The sequence below is a fragment of the Chryseobacterium limigenitum genome (genome assembly GCF_900114875.1).
GTDB classification, from domain to species: domain Bacteria; phylum Bacteroidota; class Bacteroidia; order Flavobacteriales; family Weeksellaceae; genus Chryseobacterium; species Chryseobacterium limigenitum.
Map to the genome: position 1 here is coordinate 270035 of NZ_FPKW01000001.1, position 21683 is coordinate 291717.

Genomic DNA, 21683 nt, shown 5'->3' on the forward strand with positions numbered 1-21683 from the left:
ATGAAAAAAATAATCACAAATGTTGTTACCATTTCATGCCTGGTTTTGGCAACTCAGCAGTTCAGTGCACAAAAAGTAGTGGTGAACCGTGAAGTTGAAACTACTAAGGATGGAAAAATGCTTTTAGGAACTCAAACTAAAGATCAGTTTACAAAAGCCCCTTACGCAGATTGGTATGTAAAAGAACATGATGAATATGCAATTGACCAAAAAGCGATCAGTGAACTTAGAAAGGATAAGATAAATTCTTACAACATCACTGTTTTTATCGGAACCTGGTGCGAAGACAGTCACAGAGATTTTCCAAGATTGATGAAGATTTTGGAAGAAGTGAAATATCCTGAAGTTAAATTAACCATTATTGCCGTAAACCGCAAAAAAGAATCGCCATCTGGTGAGGAAGGGCTTTATAATATTCAGAAAGTTCCTACGATTATCGTTCAAAAATATGGCAAGGAAATTGGAAGAATTATAGAAATGCCTAAGACAGGTTATATTGAAAGAGACTTGGTTGAAATTTTGAAGAAAGACGACAAATCTGTAATAAAAGAAATATTTAAAAAATAGATATTGAGAAATAATAGAATAATATTACCATTTTTAGCAGGAGTTGCCATCATGTTACTCTTGTTTTTTGGTATTAAATCTTGCCTGAATCTTGGCGGAAAAACGGAAAAATCAGACTATTACATTCTGACAAACCAGATTTCTAAAATGAATAAAATGGTTGTATTGGAGCAGAATGTTTCTTCGATGCAGAAAACCAAGATGGGTTATGAGGTCCTCGGAAGCGAGGTTTCTAGCAACAGCATTATTACTTACACAAAGACTAATGCACAAGTTTCTTACGATTTAAACAAAATGAAAATGGAGGTTGATTCTATTAATAAAAAATTGATTATCACAGAATTACCTAATGCGGATATAAGAATTACTCCAAGTGTTGAAATACAGTCTCTTGACGACTCTTTCTTCAATAGAATTTCTGAGAAAGACATTAAAAATGTAACTCAAAAGGCAAAAGATGTTGCCATTAAATCTATTGATCAAAATAAGCTAAGAAGCGAGGGGCGTCAACAATTAATGGAAAATCTTAATAATATTTTCGTTTTGGCAAAGGCTTTGAATTATACTATAGAAGACAAAACAGGTCAACTAGGTATTTTAGGACTTTAAAAATGTAAAGCTATGAATTCAAAAGACGATAACAAAAAGAAAGAATCTGCCAATTCTTCAGAATCAAAAAAGCAAAATCAGGATTTTCCTGATATTCCTGCTTCTTCGAAAAAGACAAACCCACCAGATATTGATAAAGAAGACATTCAAAAAGCTTCTAAAAACAAAACTGGAAAAACAGATAATACTAAGTGAAAGCTTAGTATTTTTTTTTGCTTTAACTCCATAATCTTTTAATAAAATCCAGCGCATTTTTGTGACTTATTTTCTCCATAATCTCAGGTGAAAAATTTTCTCTTAATCTTTTATTAATCGAATTGTAACTTGTTGCGTCTTTAAATTCATCAAAGAAAAAAGGATAACGGGATTGGTCGGGATGTTCATCATCAAAGAAAAAGTCTGCTCCATATGCGATACAATTTTCTGCACCTAAGTCCAAACCGTATTGAATATGCTCATAAAATCTTTCCGGATGATGATGATCAATATAATCTTTGATAAAATTAAGTCCGATCAAACCTTCTCTTTTAATTAATTCTTTAACCAATTCATCTGGAAGATTTCTGTTGTTTTTATATACATTTCTATAGTTGGAATGACTTGCTAGAATTGATATTTTATAATTTTTTTGATCAATATAATTAAGGATATCATACGCTAATTGATCGCTTGTATGAGCCAGATCGATCGCTATTTTCTTATCTGCGAGATAATCAATTAAAATTTTTCCATCATCTTTTAAACCGACTTCAGAATTATTTCCACCGCCAAATCTATTTTCAGAATGATGAGTAAGGCCGATATATAATAATTTTTGAGTGTTTTCAATGATGGTTTCCAGATTTTTAAATCCAATATCCAAATTGCTGTCTTCCTCACAAAATGACGAACCATTTTCAATAGAAGCAAGAACTCCTATCCGATTTTGGTTTTCAATATCATTATAATTTTCAGTATCAAAAAGAAAAAAATCATCGCTTTTTAATAAATCTGCGAAAATTTCACTTTGCCTGATTCCTTCTGTTGTACTATTCTTCCCTGTAGCGGCATAAATTGCCATCATCTGGAGCTTTACATGGCCTTTTTTTAAATAAGGCAGTGAGCATCTCACTTGTTTATCATCAATTTTCGAATCTGGCCTTAATAGATAGTATAATAGATCGCAGTGTAAGTCGATATTTAAGTCATTCATAATGAGAGTGTAAATTATTTATAGAAAATTAAAAAAGTTTTTCTTTACCTTTAGCATTAAATATTGCTTCAAATATACGTTAATATAGCATTTTAAATAAAAAATGCGTATTTTTGCAACTTAAAATTTCTTAGTAAACAATGATAAAAATTACACTTCCAGACAATAGTGTCAAAGAATTTGAAGGAGCAGTTACTCCTTTAGATGTGGCAAAATCTATAAGCGAGGGATTGGCTAGAAACACCATTTCCGCAATTGTTAATAACAAACAAGTAGAGATCACCACACCTATAACCACGGATTCTACGGTGCAGTTGTTAACCTGGAATGACGATCTTGGAAAGAAAGCTTTCTGGCATTCTTCTGCCCACCTTTTGGCGCAGGCGATCATGGAATTTTATCCAAATGCTAAGTTAACAATCGGTCCGGCGATCGAGAGTGGATTTTACTATGATGTAGATTTTGGTGATGAAAATTTATCTGAAAAAGATTTTGAGAAGATTGAAAAGAAAGTATTGGAAAATGCCAAAAAAGCTTCAACATTCTCATTATACCCTGTATCTAAAGAAGAAGCATTAAAAACATACGCAGATAATCCTTACAAGGTTGAGCTGATCTCCAATCTTAATGATGGAGAAATCACTTTTGTAACACATGATAACTTCACAGATTTATGTCGTGGAGGACACATTCCTAACACAGGAATTGTGAAAGCAATCAAGATCTTAAATGCAGCAGGAGCTTATTGGAGAGGAAGTGAAAAAAATCCTCAATTAACAAGGGTTTACGGTATTTCTTTCCCTAAACAGAAAGAATTGACTGAATATCTTGAAAGATTAGAAGAAGCAAAAAGAAGAGATCACAGAAAATTAGGTAAAGAACTCGGAATTTTCGCTTTCTCTGAAAAAGTAGGTGCTGGTTTACCACTTTGGTTGCCAAAAGGAACTGCTTTGAGAAGAAAATTAGAAAATTTCCTTTCTGTTGCTCAGAAAAAAGGAGGTTATGAGTTCGTAATGTCACCACATATTGGTTCAAAAGAACTGTATGTAACTTCTGGTCACTGGGATAAATATGGTGCAGACAGCTTTCAGCCCATTAAAACTCCTAATGAAGGAGAAGAATTCATGCTGAAGCCAATGAACTGCCCTCACCACTGTGAAATTTATAAGACTTCACAATGGAGCTACAGAGATTTACCGAAAAGATATGCAGAATTCGGAACTGTTTACAGATATGAGCAAAGCGGAGAGCTTCACGGATTAACTAGAGTTCGTGGATTTACTCAGGATGATGCTCACCTTTTCTGTACTCCGGATCAGCTTTCTGAAGAATTTGAAAAGGTAATTGATTTAACACTTTATGTGTTTAAGTCTTTAGGATTTGAAGATTTTGTGACTCAGGTTTCTTTAAGAGATCCTGATAACAAAGAAAAATATATCGGTTCTGATGAAAATTGGGAAAAAGCCGAAACTGCGATCATCAATGCTGCTCAAAAGAAAGGATTGAAAACCGTTGTTGAATATGGTGAAGCTGCATTCTATGGCCCTAAACTGGACTTCATGGTGAAGGATGCTTTAGGAAGAAAATGGCAGTTAGGAACGATTCAGGTAGATTATAATTTACCGGAAAGATTCGATCTTCATTACATTGGAAGCGATAATGAAAAACACAGACCGGTAATGATCCACAGAGCACCATTTGGTTCTATGGAGCGTTTTATCGCAATTTTATTAGAAAATACTGCAGGAGATTTCCCATTATGGTTAAGTCCTGAGCAGTTCATAATTCTACCAATCAGTGAAAAATATGCAGATTATGCGAAAAAAGTTTCACAATTTTTAGAAAATCACGATATTAGCGGTCAGATTGATAACAGAAATGAGAAAGCGGGTAAAAAAATCCGTGATGCAGAATTAAACAAGATCCCATTCATGCTTATTATAGGAGAAAATGAGGAGAAAGATGGCACGATTTCTGTCAGAAGACGTGGAGAAGGAGATCTTGGAGTGATGAAAATGGAAGATTTCGTCAATTATTTTAAAAAAGAAGCGGCAATATAAATTATTGCCAAATAGAAAGTTAACCAATAAAATTTAATACAATAGCACAAAGATTTAACAACAGGGGCCCACAAAGACGTCCTGTACAGGAGGACTTACACTTGATCAACGATAAAATTCGTGTGAGAGAGCTTCGTTTAGTGGGCGATAACGTAGAGCCGGGAATTTATCCAATCGACAAAGCAAGACAGCTTGCTTCGGAACAAGAATTGGATCTTGTAGTGATTTCCGATAAGGCAGAACCGTTTATTGCAAGAATATTAGAATACAAAAAATTCTTATATGAGCAAAAGAAAAAACAAAAAGAACTTAAAGCTAAGCAAGTAAAAGTGGTAGTAAAGGAGATCCGTTTCGGACCTCAGACTGATGACCATGATTATGAGTTTAAAAGAAAACATGCTGAAAAGTTCTTGGAAGAAGGTTCAAAATTGAAAACCTACGTATTTTTTAAAGGACGTTCGATTATCTTTAAAGATCAGGGAGAAATTTTGCTTTTAAAACTTGCTCAGGAACTAGAGCACGTTGGAAAAGTAGATCAGCTGCCTAAACTTGAAGGAAAGAGAATGATTATGATGATGAGTCCTAAAAAACCAGCAAAATAATTTTAATAGATTTATTAAGATCTATTCTTTAAAATATAAACCTCAAAGCAATTTGAGGTTTTTTGTTTTTATTAGTGTTTGGATTAATGCAGATATTTTACATTAAAGAAAAAAAAGTGAATATTTTGTTTGCAATTTTTTTATTGTAAATTTGTGAATTATTAATTTCAAAAAACACATTATGAAAAAAATTCTTGCCACATTATTTATGGCTGTTTTCTCTTTTATGAATTCTCAAACTAATTCTGGAACCCTTTATTTTAAAGACGGGACATCTAAAAAAGGATTAATAAGTTCACCAAACGAAATTGCTAAAGGAAAAATCACCTTTAAAGATGAAAACAATAATGTTAAAGAAATTGAAGTTTCGGAGATTGAAAAACTTGATTATGGTTTTTTTCCCTTTTATCCAATACAAAACAACAAATATTATCTTCTTACCAAGAAAATAATTGATGATCCAAAAGTAAAATTATACGTTTATCAATCCGTTGACAGAACAGATTATATGGGATTATATAATACCCGAAATACTATAGTTGCGGATACTTATGTTTATTTTATTGAGATGGATGGTAAAAAGCCTGAAGTAATTTCATCATGGTATGATAAAGGAATTACAGTGTTTGTGAAAAAAGCAAATATTAAATATATCTTAAAGTACTTTAAAGACAAATGTCCGAAAATGGCAGATGCCTATAAAAATGATGAGATTAAATTTAAAGACAACCCTACTCCGTTTATAGAATACTATATAAATAATTGCTCGAAAAATTAGTCGAATTGGGCTTTTTTTCGTAATTTTGCAAACTATTATTCCTGGATGTCTTTAGGGATAACCGATACAGATATTGATAACAAAACAATAAAAAGCAAAAAAATGCCAAAATTAAAAACGAAATCAGGTGCTAAGAAGCGTTTTAAACTTACCGGAACTGGTAAGATTAAAAGAAAAAATGCTTTCAAAAGCCACATCTTGACAAAGAAAGAAACTAAGCAAAAGAGAAATCTTACGCAAACTTCTTATGTTGCAAAAGTGGACGAAAAAAGTGTTAAGCGTCAATTAGCAATTCAGTAGTTTTTATAATCCTTATTCGGTTTATAAGAATAACAATTCAATATTTTAACCCTGGAATGGTGCAGATAAGTGTAATGAAACAGTTTACCGCCCTTTTCAAAAAAACAATTTAAATTATGCCTAGATCAGTAAATGCCGTAGCTTCAAGAGCTCGCAGAAAGAAAATTATTAAGCAAGCTAAAGGTTTTTTCGGTAGAAGAAAGAACGTTTGGACTGTAGCTAAAAATGCCGTGGAAAAAGCAATGCAATATGCTTACCGTGGTAGAAAGGAGAAAAAGAGAAATTTCAGATCACTTTGGATCATGCGTATCAACGCAGGAGCTAGAGAGCACGGAATGTCTTACTCTCAGTTTATGGGAGCTCTTAAAAAGAACAACATCGAGCTTAACAGAAAAGTTTTAGCTGACTTAGCTATGAACTATCCTGAGGCTTTCAAAGCTGTTGTAGATCAAGTAAAATAATGTAAAATTTTTTGTTATCAATATAAATCCCGAGTTTTTTGCTCGGGATTTTTTAATTATCTACATTTGCTAAATTATTAAATATTTAAAACTTTATTAAAAAGTGAAAAAATTATCTACTCTTCTACTTCTTTCGTTAGCAACTTACGGTTTGCAGGCTCAAAGTTTTATTCAGGCTTATCAAAACAGAGCAAACTTAGTTACTCAGACGAATATTACGACAAACTTGCAGGAGTTTGGAAATTTGGGTGTAAAAACTACAGGTTCTGTAGCCAATACGAATGCGCTTAACTGGATCAAGAATAAATATCTGTCTTATGGTTATACCGTTAGCCAGATGGAAGAAGATCCTTTTATGGTAGGAAGTTTAAGTTCTAAAAATCTAATCATAACAAAAACAGGAACAGTTTATCCTAATACTTATGTGATCATTTGTGGTCACTATGACACGATCACCGGCCCTGGAGTAAGTGATAATGGAAGCGGAACTTCGATTATTCTGGAAGCAGCAAGAATTTTAAAAGATGTTCCTACAGAATATTCTGTGAAGTTCATTCATTTTTCTGGAGAGGAACAAGGTCTTTATGGAAGTGATCATTATGCGAATAATGTTGTTTTCAAAAACGGGGTTCGTGATTTAGATGTAAGATTAGTTTTCAATATCGATCAGGTTGGAGGTAAATTATCAAGCCCGAGCAATTCAATAAAATGTGAAAGCGATCAGGCTGGTCAGTCTGGAAATAATGCGGCATCATTGTCTTTTACACAGCAATTAGCGGCTTGCACTACCCTATATTCTCCGTTACAAACAGTGATGTCTAATGCATATTCGTCAGATTATATGCCTTTTGAAGAAAATGGAGATATTATTACAGGTTTTTATGAAACTCCACAAAGTCACAATGAACATACGCTAAATGATACTTTTGCCAATGTAGATCCTACTTATGTTTTTAAAGTTGGAAAAGCTGCTGTTGGCGCACTTCAACATTTTGCGGTTGCTTCAACTACAGTTTTAGGAGTAAATGAAGCTACATCTCAAACCTCTTTGGAGTCTGTAAAAGTATATCCAAATCCGACAAAAGATGTTTTAAATGTAGAATTGCCAAAAAAAGTGAAAGATTTTAGCCTTGAAATTACAGATCTAAGCGGTCGTACCTTATTTTCAGTGAAAAATCAAACAAAAGTAAATGTTTCAAGTTTAGTTAATGGAACTTATTTATGTACAGTAAATACAGATAATGACAGTGTTACAAGAAAAATAATCATTGAAAAGTAAATTACATTGCAATAATAAAATTAATTGATCCTGAGTTTTTTGCTCGGGATTTTTTAATTATCTACATTTGCTGAATTATCATAAATATAATAAATTTAAATAAAGTGAAAAAAATAATTACTCTTCTTGTTTTATCATTGTCAACTTATAGCTTACGGGCCCAGAGTTTTATTCAGGCTTATCAGGATCGTGCGAATATGGTTACGCAGACGAATATTACAACCAATTTACAGGATTTTTCAAATTTGGGAGTTAAAACTACCGGTTCTGTAGCAAATGCAAATGCTTTAAATTGGCTAAAAAACAAGTATGCGTCTTTTGGATATTCTGCCAGCCAGATTGTAGAAGATCCATTTACTTTTAGCGGAACAAGTTCAAAAAATTTAGTGATAACTAAAACCGGAACAGTTTATCCTAATAAATATGTAATTATCTGCGGACATTTCGACAGTATTTTTGGCCCGGGAGTTAATGACAATGGAAGCGGAACTTCAATTATTTTGGAAGCTGCAAGAATTTTGAAGGATGTTCCAACGGAATATTCTATTAAGTTTATTCATTTTTCCGGTGAAGAACAAGGATTGAGAGGGAGCCAGCACTATGCAAATACCGTGGCTTATCAGGGAAGTACCCGTGTTTTAGATATAAAATTAGTTTTTAACCTGGATCAGGTTGGCGGAAAAATGGGAAATAATAATGATACCATTTACTGCGACGAAGACATGGGCGGAAATGCCAATAATACGGCTGCCGGTGTTGCTGCAACTCAGGAATTGGTAACGCTTACAGGTCTTTATTCTCCCCTTTTAACCGATATTGATGAAGCAGAAGATACAGATTATATCCCTTTTGAGACAAAAGGTGAAGTGATTACAGGATATTTTGAAAAAATAAGAAGTAATTATCCGCACACGGCAAATGATACTTTTGCCAATACAGATCCTGTTTATATCTACAATGTTGGAAAGGCAACGGTTGGTGCACTTCAACATTTTGCGGTGGCAGCTACAACGATTTTAGGAACTAGAGATGTTCAAGCAAATAAGTTAGAATCTGTAAAAATCTATCCGAATCCGGCAAAAGATGCTCTTCATATCGAAATACCCAGTAAAGTGAAAGATTTCAGTTTTGAAATTACGGATTTGATTGGCCATACTTTGATTAAAGAAGGGAACAAAACTCAGATTAATACTTCCAGTTTAGCTAATGGAGCTTATATTGGTGTGTTTAAAGCTGATGGGCAGACGGTTGTTAGAAAGGTTTTGATTGAAAGATAAAAATGAAAAATTAAGATATAAACTCGCTTTTTTAGCGAGTTTTTTTATTTATCACGAGTTTGTAATACCTGTTCAATCTCTTCTAATGAAAAACCTTTAGCTTTTAATAAAATCAAAAAGTGATACAACAAATCAGCCGCTTCATTTTTAAATAAATCATAATTATTATCTTTAGCCTCAATAACTAATTCTACGGCTTCCTCTCCTACTTTTTGAGCAACTTTATTAATACCTCTTTGAAAGAGTGAATAAGTATAAGAAGACTCTACTTTATCATCAATTCTTTGAGAAATCTTAGCTTCCAATTCATACAAAAAACCTTTTGCTTCTTTCTCTCCGAAACAACTGAAACTTCCCGTGTGACAAACCACATTTTTAGGAATAGCTGTAATTAAAATAGTATCGTTATCACAATCAATTTGAATATCTTTTACCTTTAAAAAATTACCAGACTCCTCACCTTTCGTCCAAAGCCTGTTTTTGGAACGGCTGAAAAAAGTAACAATTCTCTCTTTTTTTGTTTTTTCAAAAGCTTCCTCATTCATATATCCCAACATTAAAACCTGTAAGCTTCTGCTATCCTGAATAATTACGGGAACCAATCCGTTTGTTTTACTAAAATCTATTACCATCTTACTTCAATTTTTTGATTTTTTAATTCTTCTTTTAAATCCTGAATGCTTACTTCTCCGAAATGAAAAATACTCGCCGCCAAAGCTCCGGTAGCTTTTGTTTCTTTGAAAACACTTTCAAAATCTTCTATTTTTCCCGCTCCTCCAGAGGCAATCACGGGAATATTAATATTTTCTGAGACTGATTTTGTAATTCTTATATCAAAACCGTTTTTCGTTCCGTCACCGTCCATCGAGGTCAGTAGAATTTCTCCTGCACCTAAAGATTGTACTTCTTTTGCCCAATCTACTGTTTTTAAATTGGTTATTTCCCGACCGCCTTTCACATGAACCCAATCCGAATTATTGATGAATTTCGTGTCAATAGCCACAACGATACACTGACTTCCAAATTCTTTAGCCAGATCAGAGATCAACTGAGGATTTTTTACGGCAGATGAATTGATGCTTATCTTATCTGCACCCGCTTCCAAGAGTTTTTGTACATCTGGAATAGAAGCAATTCCACCTCCGACAGTGAAAGGAATGCTCAATTCTTTAGAGATATTTTGTACCAATTCAACAAAAGTTTTCCGCTTTTCAATCGTTGCTGTTATATCTAGGAAAACCAATTCATCGGCTCCGTTTTCTTCGTACTTTTTAGCTAATTCTATTGGGTTCCCCGCATTTCTTAACCCTTCAAAATTGATTCCTTTCACCGTTGTTCCATCCTTGATATCCAAACAAGGAATTATTCTTTTTTTAAGCATTTTTAATAAATTTTTGGAGTTCTTGTAAACCTATTTTTCCTTCATAAATTGCCTTTCCGATAATCGTTCCGGCACAGCCAATTTCTTTCATTTTTTCAACATCTTCGATACTTGAAATTCCACCGCTTGCAATAAGTTGAGTTGATGTTTTATTTAAAATTTCTTTATAAAGCTCTGTTGATGGCCCTTGCAACATTCCGTCTTTTGAAATATCAGTGCAGATGACATTTTGAATTCCTCTTTGCAGGTATTGAAGAATAAAATCAATCACATCTTTATCACTGCTTTCCAGCCAGCCTGAGGTTTTTATTTTTCGGTTGTCACAATCGGCTCCCAGAATAATTTTATCGGCACCATATTTTTTAATTAGTTCAAAGCAAAACTCAGGATCCTGAACAGCAATACTTCCAATCGTAATTTGTTTCGCCCCCGAATTGAAAGCTATTTCAATATCCTCCACTGTTTTTAAACCACCTCCAAAATCAATAGATAAAGACGTTTCTTTGGCGATACTTTCTAAGACTTTTTGGTTGACAATATGCTTAGATTTCGCACCGTCTAGATCTACTAAATGAAGAAATCTAATTCCAAAATTTTCAAACTCTTTGGCAACTTCTAAAGGATTTTCATTGTATATTTTTTTTGTGCTGTAATCGCCTTTTGAAAGACGCACACATTTTCCGTCAATAATATCAATAGCAGGAATAATTTTCATACTTAGAGTTTTACAAAGTTGTTTAATAATTCATTTCCCATCTTTCCCGATTTTTCAGGGTGAAATTGTGTCGCAAAGAAATTATCCTTCTGCAAAGACGCACTGAAAGGTAAAATATAATCACACACAGATGTTGTATATTCTGATAATTCACAATAATAACTGTGAACAAAATACAAGTCATTTTCTTTTTCAATGCCTGAAAATAATGGAGATTTTATCTCTGAGATTGTATTCCAGCCCATGTGAGGAACAATGTCTTTTGCAGGGAATTTCTTCACATTAATATCAAAAATCCCTAATCCTTCAGTGTTTCCTTCTTCATTATTTTTACACATCAACTGCATTCCCAAACAAATTCCTAAAACAGGCTGTTTCAATGTTGGAATTAATTGATCTAACCCTTTTTCTTTTAATAATTTCATCGTAGAAGAAGCCTCCCCAACACCCGGAAAAATTACTTTGTCAGCTTTTTGAATTAACTCAAAATCATCTGTAATCAAAGATTCCACATTCAATCTGTTCAGTGCATTTTGAACGGAATTGACGTTTCCACCGTTATATTTTATAATTGCAATCATGTTAAAGACTTCCTTTTGTAGAAGGTAAATTAAAGTTTTGATCGGTCTGATTCACCGCCATTTTTATAGCTTTGGCAAAGGCTTTGAAAACAGATTCTATTTTGTGGTGTTCGTTATCTCCTTCAACTTTAATATTTACATTAGATTTAGAAGAATCAGTGAAAGATTTAAAGAAGTGATAAAACATTTCAGTAGGAACATCGCCAATTTTTTCTCTTTTAAAATCAGCGTCCCAAACCAGCCAGGATCTTCCTCCAAAATCTATTGCGACCTGAGCCAGACAATCATCCATCGGAAGCAGAAACCCATATCTTTCAATTCCTTTTTTCTTTCCTAATGCCTGAAGAATGGCTTCTCCTAAGACAATTCCTGTATCTTCAATGGTGTGGTGCTCATCAACCTGTAAATCACCATCGACTTTAATTTTTAAATCTAAATTTCCGTGTTTTGAAATCTGTTCCAACATGTGATCAAAGAAATGTAAACCCGTTGAGATCTCAGAACTTCCCTTTCCATCGAGATTAACTTCAATCTCAATTTGAGTTTCGTTTGTTTTTCTTGAAACTTTCGCTTTTCTGGGCTTTTGTTTTAAAAATTGATAGATTTCAGACCAATTTTCGGTTGTCAATTCAGCATTTTCATTCTGAATTTTATTAATGAAAATAGCTTTTGAGCCTAAATTTTCAGCCAGTTGAATATCCGTAATCCTATCTCCGATCACATACGAATTTTGTAAATCGTAATCTCCATAAATATATTTTCCAAGCATACCAATTCCTGGTTTTCTTGTTGGTAAATTTTCATGCTCAAAACTTTTATCAATTAAAATATCACTGAAAATTACGCCTTCATTTTCAAATGCTTTTAACATATTTTCCTGAGGTTTGATAAAATCTTCAAAAGGAAAACTTTCCGTTCCCAGACCGTCCTGATTGGTGATCATCACCAATTCATAATCCAATTCTTTGGCTATTTTTGAAAGGTTTTGAAAAACATCCGGATAGAATTCCAACTTTTCTAAAGAATCAACCTGAAAATCTGTTGGAGGTTCCATAATTAAGGTTCCATCGCGATCTATGAATAATACTTTTTTCATTATTAAATATTTTTTAAAACAGTAATCAGCTGCATATTTTCTTCTCTATTTCCAATATTAATTCTGATACAATTTGGGATTTGTGGCGTTCTTTTGCTTGTTAAGACTTCTTTATCTAAAAGATTTTGATACACTTTTTCAACATTTTCAAATTCAATCAAAAAGAAATTAGCATCTGTTGGAAAAACTTTTTTGATACAGTTTATATTTTCAAATTCATTTTTCAGCCATTCTCTTTCCTTAAATATATCTTCTAAATTTTGATTGAATTGATCTTGCTTATCAATAGCGTTTAAAACCAGTTCCTGACTTAAAGAATTGACATTATAAGGAGCTTTAACGGTATTAATCAACTTAATGATTTCTTCACTGGCATAAGCCATTCCAACCCTTGCGCCCGCCATTCCCCAAGCTTTTGAGAACGTTTGAAGAACGATAAAATTAGAATATTTATCAAGAAGTTCGAGACTCGATTTTTGATTTGAAAATTCGATATAGGCTTCATCTACAACGACAATTCCATCGAAATTTTGAATGTAAAACTCAATATCTTCAACACTGTTTCCCGTAGGATTGTTCGGTGAGCATAAAAAGAATATTTTAGGTTTATTTTCCTTTGTAATTTTTAAAAATTCTTCTTTTTCGATTTGAAAATTTTTGTCTAGATCAAGCTTTAGAACAGTATTTTCATTAATGGTAGCATAAAATCCATACATCGCAAACGATGGATTCATCATTAAAATTGAATCTTTTTTAGGCTCACAGAAAATTTTAATAATCAAATCAATCAACTCATCACTTCCATTTCCTACAGCAATTTGATTAGGCGAAATATTTTTAAGTTCTGAAAGTCTGTTTTTAAGTATTTTCTGAGTCGAATCCGGGTAACGGTTACATTCTCCAAACGGACTTTCATTAGCATCCAATAAAATGGGAACGTTGAATTCATTATGATCTCTAAAACTAATGTAAGGCTGTAATGCTAAAATGTTCTTTCGAACGAAATTATTTAGGGTAAATTGTTTCATTTTTTATTGATTTAATCGGATGGTAACGGCATTTTTGTGAGCGAATAATCCTTCTGCTTCTGCCATGATTTCTATTGTTTTTCCTAGATTTTGAAGTCCTTCTTTGGACAGGTGTTGAAAAGTAATTTTCTTTACAAAACTGTCTAAAGAAACTCCGCTGTAATTCTTTGCAAAGCCATTGGTAGGTAGCGTGTGATTGGTTCCGCTTGCATAATCTCCGGCACTTTCACAAGAATAATTTCCCAGAAAAACAGAACCTGCATTTTGAATGGACGGAATGTATTTTTCGGACTCATTCAACGCTAAAATAAGGTGTTCCGGAGCGTACAAATTGCTGAATTCTATTGCTTCTTCGAGCGTATTTAATAGAATAAAATTACTGTTATCCAAAGACTGTTGCGCAAATTCATTTCTTGGAAGTTCTTTGATCTGTTTTTCAATGTCTTCAATGGTTTCGTTAAAAATTTTTAAATCTGTCGAAATAAAAATAACCTGACTATCACTTCCGTGCTCGGCCTGTGAAAGTAAATCTGCTGCACAAAATGCAGGAATAGCCTTTTCATCAGCAATCACTAAAACTTCACTCGGTCCTGCAGGCATATCGATAGCTACGCCATAATTTTGAGCATATTCTTTGGCAGCAACCACAAACTGATTTCCGGGTCCAAAAATTTTATAAACATTTGGAATACTTTCCGTACCCAACGTCATCGCTGCAATAGCTTGCGCGCCGCCTGTTTTGAATATTTTTGAGATACCGCAAATTTGAGCTGTATAAAGAATCGCAGGATTGATGTTTCCGTTTTTATCAGGTGGCGTACATAAAACAATTTCTTTGCAACTTGCCAATTGAGCTGGAATTGCCAACATTAAAACGGTAGAAAATAAAGGCGCCGTTCCTCCCGGAATATAGATTCCTACTTTTTCAATCGCTCTGTTTTCTCTCCAGCAAATAACGCCTTTTGTGGTTTCAATTTTTTCAATTTGAGGTTGTTGTGAAGCGTGAAATTTTGTAATATTTTCTTTAGCCTGTTGAATGGCTTGCTTTAATTCATTACTCATTAACCTGTCTGCATTTTGAATTTCTTCTGTTGAAACCGTAATATTTTCAACATTTGCAGAGTCAAATTTTTTATTGAATTCAATTAATGCTTTATCATCATTCTTTTCGACTTCTGAGAAAATTTCTATAATAATTTTTGAAATTTCTTCTCTTTTAAAAGCTGGTCGTTTTATAAGTTCCTGCCAGTTTTCTTGGTTGGGATATCTGTAAATTTTCATATTAAATCACCATTTTATCAATTGGAATAATTAAAATATCCTGAGCGCCGTTTTCTTTTAATTCATCAATAACATCCCAGAACCGGTCTTCATTGATGACAGAATGAATACTGCTCCAACCCTCTTCTGCCAAAGGAATAACGGTCGGACTTTTCAGCACCGGAAGTATTTTAGAAATGTCTGGAATTTTTACATTGGGAACATTCATCAGAATATATTTTGAATTTTTTGCCTTTAAAACAGACTGAATTCTGAATAAGAATTTTTCAAGAATATTTTCCTTTTCCTGATCGAGATTTGGTGTTTTCGCTAAGACGGCTTCAGACTTTAATAAAGTCACTGTTTCTCTCAATCCGTTTTTAAATAAAGTGCTTCCAGAGCTTACAATATCACAAATTCCATCTGCCAAACCGATATTTGGAGCAATTTCTACAGAACCTGAAATAACGTGGATATCCGCTGAAACATTATTTTCTAATAAGAATTTTTTCAGCGTGTTGGGATAAGAAGTTGCGATTTTTTTATTCTGAAAATAGCTCAAATCATTCGTTTCAACATCCTTAGGAACAGCAAGTGAAACACGGCATTTTGAAAATCCAAGCTCCTGAATAATGTCGATCTTTTTTTGTTTTTCTACCAAAAGATTCTCCCCAACGATGGCAATATCTACCACACCATCTTCCAGATATTGAGGGATATCAGAGTTTCGCAAGTACATAATCTCCATAGGAAAGTTATCTACCGAAACTTTAAGCTGATCTTTTCCGTTGTTGACGAAAATACTACAGTCTTTCAGAAGCCGTAAAGAATCTTCGTAAAGCCTACCGCTTTTTTGGATTGCAATTTTTAATTTACTCATTTTTTCTACATTGGGTCTGAGTAAATAAAAGCTGATTATTGAAAAGAAATTTCAGAGAAATTTAGAAACAAAAAAACCGTCTATTACTCAGACGGTTTTAAATATTTTTTGATTTTAACACATGTTTATATCAATCAATTCCGTCTAACAGAGATGATGATAATAATGATGTAGTGTTAAAAAATTGGGTTTCATTGTTGAAATTTTGTGGTACAAATGTAGAACTTATTTTTAAACTTCAAAGGTTTTTCTAAAGAATTTTTTTGTAAAGATCCATTAATTCGTTGGCAATCGGCTCGTCATTAAATTTTTGAACAAACTCGTAACCCTTATCAGCACGGCGTTTTCTTTCGGATTCATTATCCCATAAAAATTTTATTTTTGACTGAATATCTAAATGATTTTTAGGATCAATGTAAACTGAGTCTGGTCCGCCTGCTTCCGGAAGACAACTTGTATTGCTTGTAATCGCGACTGTTTTTGAGAAAAGTGCTTCTATGACAGGGATTCCAAAGCCTTCAAAGAAACTTGGATAGACGAAGATATCGGCTAATTTGTAGATCACGGCAAGCTCATTCATAGAAACTCCTTCAAGAAAATGAATTTGTTTTTCCATTTTATTTTTCTTGATGTATTGCTCTATCTTGCTGAAATATTTTGTTTTTTTCCCGACAACGACTAACGGAATTTCTGTTTTGTCTATGGCTTTTACAATATTCAACAAGTTTTTGCGCTCTTCAATCGTTCCGACATTTAAAATAAATCTTTCAGGAAGGCTGAATTTTTCTTTTGTTTTCTGAATAAATTCTTCTGATTGCTGTTCTTTAAAAGCATGGTGACAACCTTGGTAAATCACCTCAATTTTACTTTCAGAAACTTTTAAATATTGAATGATGTCTCTTTTTGTCTGTTCGGAAATCGCAATAATTTTATCGGCAGTTTGGGCTGCTTTTTTGAACTTCCACAAATGAATTTTTCGATCAAAAAAAGAATAATATTGAGGATAACGAACGAAGATCAAATCGTGGATTGTCACCACTTTTTTGATTGGATTTTTATCCCATTTTAAAGGTAATTCGCCCGACAAACCATGGAAAATAGCTGCATTTTGTTTTTGTGCATCTTTTCCCATTTTGAACTGGCGAGACATTGTTCCTTTTGATGTTTCAACAAACTTAACATGAGGATTTTCAAGAATATCAGAACCTCGATCAGATTTGTTTTTATTCAGTAAAAGATATTCGTTTTCAGGAAAATATTTTGCAAGGATTCTTACGAGATCTCTCGAATAATTCCCTAAACCTGAGGTATTGTGAAAGAAACGTTTGGCATCGAAAGCAATTTTCATGATTCTATTTGTTTTTGAAATTCCTGAAATGTTCCGAATGAATAATTTTTACTTTTTAACCAGGAAACAAACTCATCAAACCTTTTAACCATATCTTTTCCTGAATTTTTTACCGTAAAACCGGGGAGTTTAAACGCTTCATCTTTGATTTCTGCAAATTCCCACGGATGGAAATAAATATTAAGATAATTATCTTTTTTCAAAGTATCTGAAGCTAATTTTTTGTAAAATGACAACGGAAAATTATGAAAACTCAACCAAAATAATGGTATTCTAAAATTGGGCGAAACCGAAGCCGGAATCTGTGTAACATTTCCTTCTTTAAAATATGTTCTTGAAACTTTTAAGTTGTTATATCTTCCCGGAAGAAAAGTCGGGTTGATAGATGAATTGTAAGAATATCCTGCTTTCTCAACTTCTTTTTCATCGACAGGCATCATTCTCGGCATTCTTAATCCCGTCACTTTTGTAGAAAATAATTCTTCCAGTCTTACTCTGGATTCTTTTAAATGCTTTTCTTCAAATTCGGAGTGAAACCATGTGTGAGAAGCCAATTCATGGCCTTCCTTTAATAATCTTTCAATAAGATATTTGCTGTTTTCTGCGAAAACTACGGTTGAAAAAAAGGTAGCTTTTGCATTATATTTTTTAAGAATATCGAGTATTCTTTCCAGTCCGTTTTGTGAGATCGAGATCTGCTTTTCAAAGGATATTTCACCTTTGTATTCGAATGGCATATCAAATTCTTCAATGTCAAAACTTAATAAAACCATTATTGAAAATTTTTGTTTTTTATGATATAATTAGGTCTTTGCTTCACTTCTTTAAAAATTTTACCTAAATAAATTCCGATGATTCCCATGATAATCAACTGTAATCCGCCAAAGAAAACAATGGTCATAATTAGTGATGCCCAACCTGATATTTCTGTTTTAGCGATGAAAGCATACAACACATACAAGCCATATCCAACGACAGAAAATGCAGAGAATATAAATCCTAGATAAGCCGCAATTGATAAAGGTTTTACGCTAAAAGCGGTGATCCCTGTAAAAGCAAAAGTGATCATTTTCTTTAGATTATAGCTGCTTTCTCCTGATAGTCTTTCGCACGCTGTAAATTCGATTCCTGTTTGTTTGAAACCCATCCAGCTGGTTAATCCTCTTAAAAAAAGATCGTCTTCATTCAGACCTCTCATTACTTCTACTGCATTGGCATCCATTAATCTAAAATCTGAACCGCCCCCTTTTGTAAGATCAACATCGGAAAGGCTAGATAATATTTTATAGAAAAAGTCGGAGGTTTTCCTTTTGAAAAAAGAAATTTCTTTAGGATAGGTTCTTATCGTGAAAACAATATCGTTGCCTTCTTCCCATTTTTTGATCATTTCAGGAATAAGCTCCGGTGGATGCTGAAGATCGCCATCCATTGAGATGACAGCGTTTCCGTAAGCATTGTCCATTCCTGCTTTTACGGCAGGCTGATGTCCGAAATTTCTTGAAAATTCAATGAATTTTACTTCATCAAACTGTCGGGAAAGTTCTTCTAATTTTTGCTGTGTATTGTCTCTGCTGCCATCATTTACAAATATAATTTCAAAATCATAATGATGCAATCCCTCAAAAACTTTTTTAATTTTCTGATGGATCATGGCAACGTTTCCTTCTTCGTTGTACGCGGGAATTACGATGGAAATTTTTTTCATATTTATCTTAACTCAGGCTGTAATTTTTTTCAAAATCTTTAGTTAAAAGTTCATATACAACCCTCAACCAAACTACAATGCAAGGTACAGCTTTTAAAGAATATTTGATGATATAATCATTTTTTACCCATTTCGGGAATAAATCTGAACTTGAAAAACATGTGAAAATAATAACAAAAACCAATAATCCAATGGTAAAAGGCGTTCTTTCTTTTTGAAGGAAAAACCAAAGCATTACACCAGTTACAGCAATAATATATGTAGGAGACTCAGAACTTGAACTGAACAATACCAAAAACAGTAATGTTGAAGCCAGGATCATCAATTGAAATGCGTAATTTTTATATTGTTTAATTCTGATATAAGGTGCTGCAAATAAGGGCAATCCTACGGCTAAAAACACCAGATTTGAAATAGAAGCATCTCCTAAAATTCTTCTGAAAAAGCCCATCAATGAAATGTCCTGCATGTTTCCTAATACCTGATTCTCATTATTTTTTTCAACAATTGAATGGAACCAGTCTGCATAACTTTGGATCACAAACTGTGGACTGGAATATGCCATCGGAAGGGCAAAAAATAGTACTGCAATCACTAATCCTGAAAGAATGAATTTAATCTTATTTTTAATAAAGAAAAATTGGCTAAGACCAACAATTCCGTAGATTTTAACGAAAATTCCTATTAAAATTGCTGTTACAGATTTCACCTCTTTTCTTTCGTAAATGTATGTTGCGGATAATAACAAAAGCCCTGTTAAAGCCACATTGAACTGTAAACTTAACGCTGCCGTTATATATTCCTGCAAACATAATAATGCGAAAATTGCCTTTTTAGAATCCGAAAAGGGTAATTTATAAATCGCATACACGAAAATAAAAGTATTGGCTACATTCCATAGAGAAATTCCCAACCAATTGGGCATCATGGCAAAAGGAGCAATTAGGGCACTGAAAAATATTCCGTAATGATTTAAATCAAAATAAAGATCCGGATAGTGGATAAATAAATTTTTCTGATGAATGGTATTAAGGAATACATTTTTAAAGATCAGATAATTATTGATCGCATAATCTCCCCTGAAATATTTGGAAATTGCTGTAACAACCGATATAATAAGATAAACCCCAAATATATATTTAGGGTTTAGCAATATTTTAAGAAATTTTTCTTTCAAAATTGGGTGGTATTAGTGTAAAGAATTAATCTTAAACCGCTACATTGTTTTCTCTCAATGCATCATTAAGAGATGTTTTCTTGTCTGTAGATTCTTTTCTCTGACCAATGATCAAAGCACAAGGAACCTGATATTCTCCAGCCGGATATTGTCTTGTATAACTTCCAGGAATCACCACTGAACGAGCAGGAACTCTTCCTTTGATCTCGATAGGTTCTGGCCCTGTAACGTCAATAATTTTTGTAGATGCAGTCAATACAACATTTGCACCTAAAACCGCCTCTTTTTCTACGTGAACACCTTCTACAACGATACATCTTGATCCTATGAAACAATCATCTTCAATAATGACCGGAGCAGCCTGAAGAGGCTCTAAAACACCACCGATACCTACACCACCGCTCAGGTGAACGTTTTTACCGATCTGCGCACAGCTCCCTACTGTTGCCCAAGTATCAACCATTGTACCTGAATCAACATAAGCACCAATATTTACATAAGAAGGCATTAAAATCACTCCTGAAGCGATGAAAGATCCTTCTCTGGCGATTGCATGAGGAACAACTCTTACTCCTTTTTCAGCATAATTTCTTTTCAAAGGAATTTTATCATGAAACTCAAACGGACCTACTTCAATAGTTTCCATTGTTTGAATCGGGAAATACATCACTACAGCTTTTTTTACCCATTCATTTACCTGCCATCCGTTTTCTGTAGGTTCAGCAACACGAAGTTCTCCAGAATCTAATAAAGAAACAACCTCTCTTATTGCCTTTTTGCTATCTTCATTTTGTAGTAAATCTCTATTATCCCAAATGTTTTCAATTGTTTGTTGTAACGACATATTTCTGTTTTAAATTAATTTTCTCAGTACACAACGCGACCTTATCTTTGCGCTGTTTGAGGCGATAAAAATACGAAAGTTTGTTATAGTATACAAGTTGAATTCTATGAGGAAGCTTTGAAATTTATCATTACATACACTTAATATATCAGCTTTGAAAACGATATATTATGATTCATCAATAATAAATTCCATTGTTTTTTCAACATGCTTTGTTTGGATTATTCCTTTTGCATAGTCAATATTATGTCCGGAATTATATTTTGTAAGATATTCATTATTAATAACTTTTGTAAGTTCGTCATTATCCATAGGAATTATGGCATTTATGTTAAAAACAAAATTTCCACACTGTATTTGACCTTTTGAATCTTGAATAAAACTATTGTACCAGCTTTTTTCAGCAAGTCCCCAAGATCTGGCAAAAATCCTATCGTTAACCACAATCATCCAAATCTCTAAAAAAGTGGAACGATTTGCACCTGCTTTTACTCCTATCAAATTATTGGTTTTGATGTAATCTAATGCGATATTTTTATTCAT

Annotated in this window: 25 protein-coding genes; 10 read left to right on the forward strand and 15 right to left on the reverse strand. The window is 33.3% G+C overall.

Annotation, left to right across the window (positions count from 1 at the left end; all coding sequences use genetic code 11):
* From BT156_RS01295 to BT156_RS01305, 3 genes are read left to right on the forward strand one after another with little or no spacing between them, the layout of a single operon-like run.
* Positions 1-567, forward strand: a complete 567-nt coding sequence (locus BT156_RS01295; RefSeq protein ID WP_072406434.1) for a TlpA family protein disulfide reductase — start codon at positions 1-3, stop codon at positions 565-567.
* Between the two features lie 3 nt (positions 568-570).
* On the forward strand, positions 571-1176 hold the full coding sequence (locus tag BT156_RS01300; RefSeq protein WP_072406436.1) for a DUF4230 domain-containing protein: 606 nt from the start codon (positions 571-573) through the stop codon (positions 1174-1176).
* A 12-nt stretch (positions 1177-1188) separates the two neighbouring features.
* Positions 1189-1371, forward strand: a complete 183-nt coding sequence (locus tag BT156_RS01305; RefSeq protein ID WP_072406438.1) for a hypothetical protein — start codon at positions 1189-1191, stop codon at positions 1369-1371.
* A 22-nt stretch (positions 1372-1393) separates the two neighbouring features.
* On the opposite strand, the gene BT156_RS01310 is transcribed toward BT156_RS01305, so the two are convergent.
* Positions 1394-2368, reverse strand: a complete 975-nt coding sequence (locus BT156_RS01310; RefSeq protein ID WP_072406439.1) for a dipeptidase — start codon at positions 2366-2368, stop codon at positions 1394-1396.
* A 140-nt stretch (positions 2369-2508) separates the two neighbouring features.
* Here BT156_RS01310 and thrS point away from each other — a divergent pair, with 140 nt between their 5' ends.
* The 7 genes from thrS (at position 2509) to BT156_RS01345 (ending at position 9125) form a co-directional block, all read left to right on the forward strand.
* Positions 2509-4428 carry a threonine--tRNA ligase gene (thrS, locus tag BT156_RS01315; RefSeq protein ID WP_072406441.1) on the forward strand — a complete coding sequence of 640 codons (1920 nt, stop codon included), beginning with the start codon at positions 2509-2511 and terminating at the stop codon, positions 4426-4428.
* Positions 4429-4529: 101 nt separating this feature from the next.
* A complete protein-coding gene (gene infC, locus BT156_RS01320; RefSeq protein ID WP_170857257.1) occupies positions 4530-5030 on the forward strand; it encodes a translation initiation factor IF-3 in 501 nt (166 codons plus the stop codon).
* 181 nt (positions 5031-5211) lie between these two features.
* The gene (locus tag BT156_RS01325; protein ID WP_072406445.1) at positions 5212-5808 is read left to right on the forward strand and encodes a hypothetical protein; all 597 of its coding nucleotides are present in this window, start codon (positions 5212-5214) and stop codon (positions 5806-5808) included.
* A 102-nt stretch (positions 5809-5910) separates the two neighbouring features.
* Positions 5911-6108 (forward strand): 50S ribosomal protein L35, encoded by a 198-nt coding sequence (rpmI, locus tag BT156_RS01330; protein ID WP_072406970.1) that lies wholly within the window; start codon positions 5911-5913, stop codon positions 6106-6108.
* Between the two features lie 116 nt (positions 6109-6224).
* Positions 6225-6569 (forward strand): 50S ribosomal protein L20, encoded by a 345-nt coding sequence (gene rplT, locus BT156_RS01335; protein WP_054508924.1) that lies wholly within the window; start codon positions 6225-6227, stop codon positions 6567-6569.
* 103 nt (positions 6570-6672) lie between these two features.
* Positions 6673-7848: a M28 family peptidase gene (locus BT156_RS01340; RefSeq protein WP_072406447.1), complete on the forward strand. Its 1176-nt coding sequence runs from the start codon at positions 6673-6675 to the stop codon at positions 7846-7848.
* A 104-nt stretch (positions 7849-7952) separates the two neighbouring features.
* Positions 7953-9125 (forward strand): M28 family peptidase, encoded by a 1173-nt coding sequence (locus BT156_RS01345; protein ID WP_072406449.1) that lies wholly within the window; start codon positions 7953-7955, stop codon positions 9123-9125.
* 44 nt (positions 9126-9169) lie between these two features.
* Here the strand turns inward: BT156_RS01345 and hisIE are convergent, their stop codons facing one another.
* The 14 genes from hisIE to BT156_RS01415 form a co-directional block, all read right to left on the reverse strand.
* On the reverse strand, positions 9170-9757 hold the full coding sequence (hisIE, locus tag BT156_RS01350) for a bifunctional phosphoribosyl-AMP cyclohydrolase/phosphoribosyl-ATP diphosphatase HisIE (protein ID WP_072406451.1): 588 nt from the start codon (positions 9755-9757) through the stop codon (positions 9170-9172).
* The gene (gene hisF / locus BT156_RS01355) at positions 9751-10506 is read right to left on the reverse strand and encodes an imidazole glycerol phosphate synthase subunit HisF (protein WP_072406453.1); all 756 of its coding nucleotides are present in this window, start codon (positions 10504-10506) and stop codon (positions 9751-9753) included. Before hisF ends, hisIE begins: the two co-directional genes overlap by 7 nt.
* Positions 10499-11221, reverse strand: a complete 723-nt coding sequence (hisA, locus tag BT156_RS01360; RefSeq protein ID WP_072406455.1) for a 1-(5-phosphoribosyl)-5-[(5-phosphoribosylamino)methylideneamino]imidazole-4-carboxamide isomerase — start codon at positions 11219-11221, stop codon at positions 10499-10501. Before hisA ends, hisF begins: the two co-directional genes overlap by 8 nt.
* Positions 11222-11223: 2 nt before the next feature.
* Positions 11224-11802, reverse strand: a complete 579-nt coding sequence (gene hisH / locus BT156_RS01365) for an imidazole glycerol phosphate synthase subunit HisH (protein WP_072406457.1) — start codon at positions 11800-11802, stop codon at positions 11224-11226.
* Between the two features lies 1 nt (position 11803).
* A complete protein-coding gene (gene hisB / locus BT156_RS01370) occupies positions 11804-12898 on the reverse strand; it encodes a bifunctional histidinol-phosphatase/imidazoleglycerol-phosphate dehydratase HisB (RefSeq protein ID WP_072406459.1) in 1095 nt (364 codons plus the stop codon).
* Between the two features lie 2 nt (positions 12899-12900).
* The gene (hisC, locus tag BT156_RS01375) at positions 12901-13926 is read right to left on the reverse strand and encodes a histidinol-phosphate transaminase (RefSeq protein WP_072406461.1); all 1026 of its coding nucleotides are present in this window, start codon (positions 13924-13926) and stop codon (positions 12901-12903) included.
* 3 nt (positions 13927-13929) lie between these two features.
* A complete protein-coding gene (gene hisD / locus BT156_RS01380; RefSeq protein ID WP_072406464.1) occupies positions 13930-15207 on the reverse strand; it encodes a histidinol dehydrogenase in 1278 nt (425 codons plus the stop codon).
* 1 nt (position 15208) lies between these two features.
* On the reverse strand, positions 15209-16066 hold the full coding sequence (gene hisG / locus BT156_RS01385) for an ATP phosphoribosyltransferase (RefSeq protein WP_072406466.1): 858 nt from the start codon (positions 16064-16066) through the stop codon (positions 15209-15211).
* A 250-nt stretch (positions 16067-16316) separates the two neighbouring features.
* Positions 16317-17414: a glycosyltransferase family 4 protein gene (locus tag BT156_RS01390; RefSeq protein ID WP_072406468.1), complete on the reverse strand. Its 1098-nt coding sequence runs from the start codon at positions 17412-17414 to the stop codon at positions 16317-16319.
* Positions 17411-18187 (reverse strand): polysaccharide deacetylase family protein, encoded by a 777-nt coding sequence (locus BT156_RS01395; RefSeq protein ID WP_072406470.1) that lies wholly within the window; start codon positions 18185-18187, stop codon positions 17411-17413. The genes BT156_RS01390 and BT156_RS01395 overlap by 4 nt, the downstream gene beginning before the upstream one ends.
* Positions 18187-19119, reverse strand: coding sequence for a glycosyltransferase family 2 protein (locus BT156_RS01400; RefSeq protein WP_072406472.1), 933 nt, complete (start codon positions 19117-19119; stop codon positions 18187-18189). Before BT156_RS01400 ends, BT156_RS01395 begins: the two co-directional genes overlap by 1 nt.
* A 7-nt stretch (positions 19120-19126) precedes the next feature.
* Positions 19127-20296: a glycosyltransferase family 87 protein gene (locus BT156_RS01405; RefSeq protein ID WP_072406474.1), complete on the reverse strand. Its 1170-nt coding sequence runs from the start codon at positions 20294-20296 to the stop codon at positions 19127-19129.
* 31 nt (positions 20297-20327) lie between these two features.
* Positions 20328-21140, reverse strand: a complete 813-nt coding sequence (locus BT156_RS01410; RefSeq protein WP_072406476.1) for a 2,3,4,5-tetrahydropyridine-2,6-dicarboxylate N-succinyltransferase — start codon at positions 21138-21140, stop codon at positions 20328-20330.
* Positions 21141-21308: 168 nt separating this feature from the next.
* Positions 21309-21683, reverse strand: coding sequence for a DUF2255 family protein (locus BT156_RS01415; RefSeq protein WP_072406478.1), 375 nt, complete (start codon positions 21681-21683; stop codon positions 21309-21311).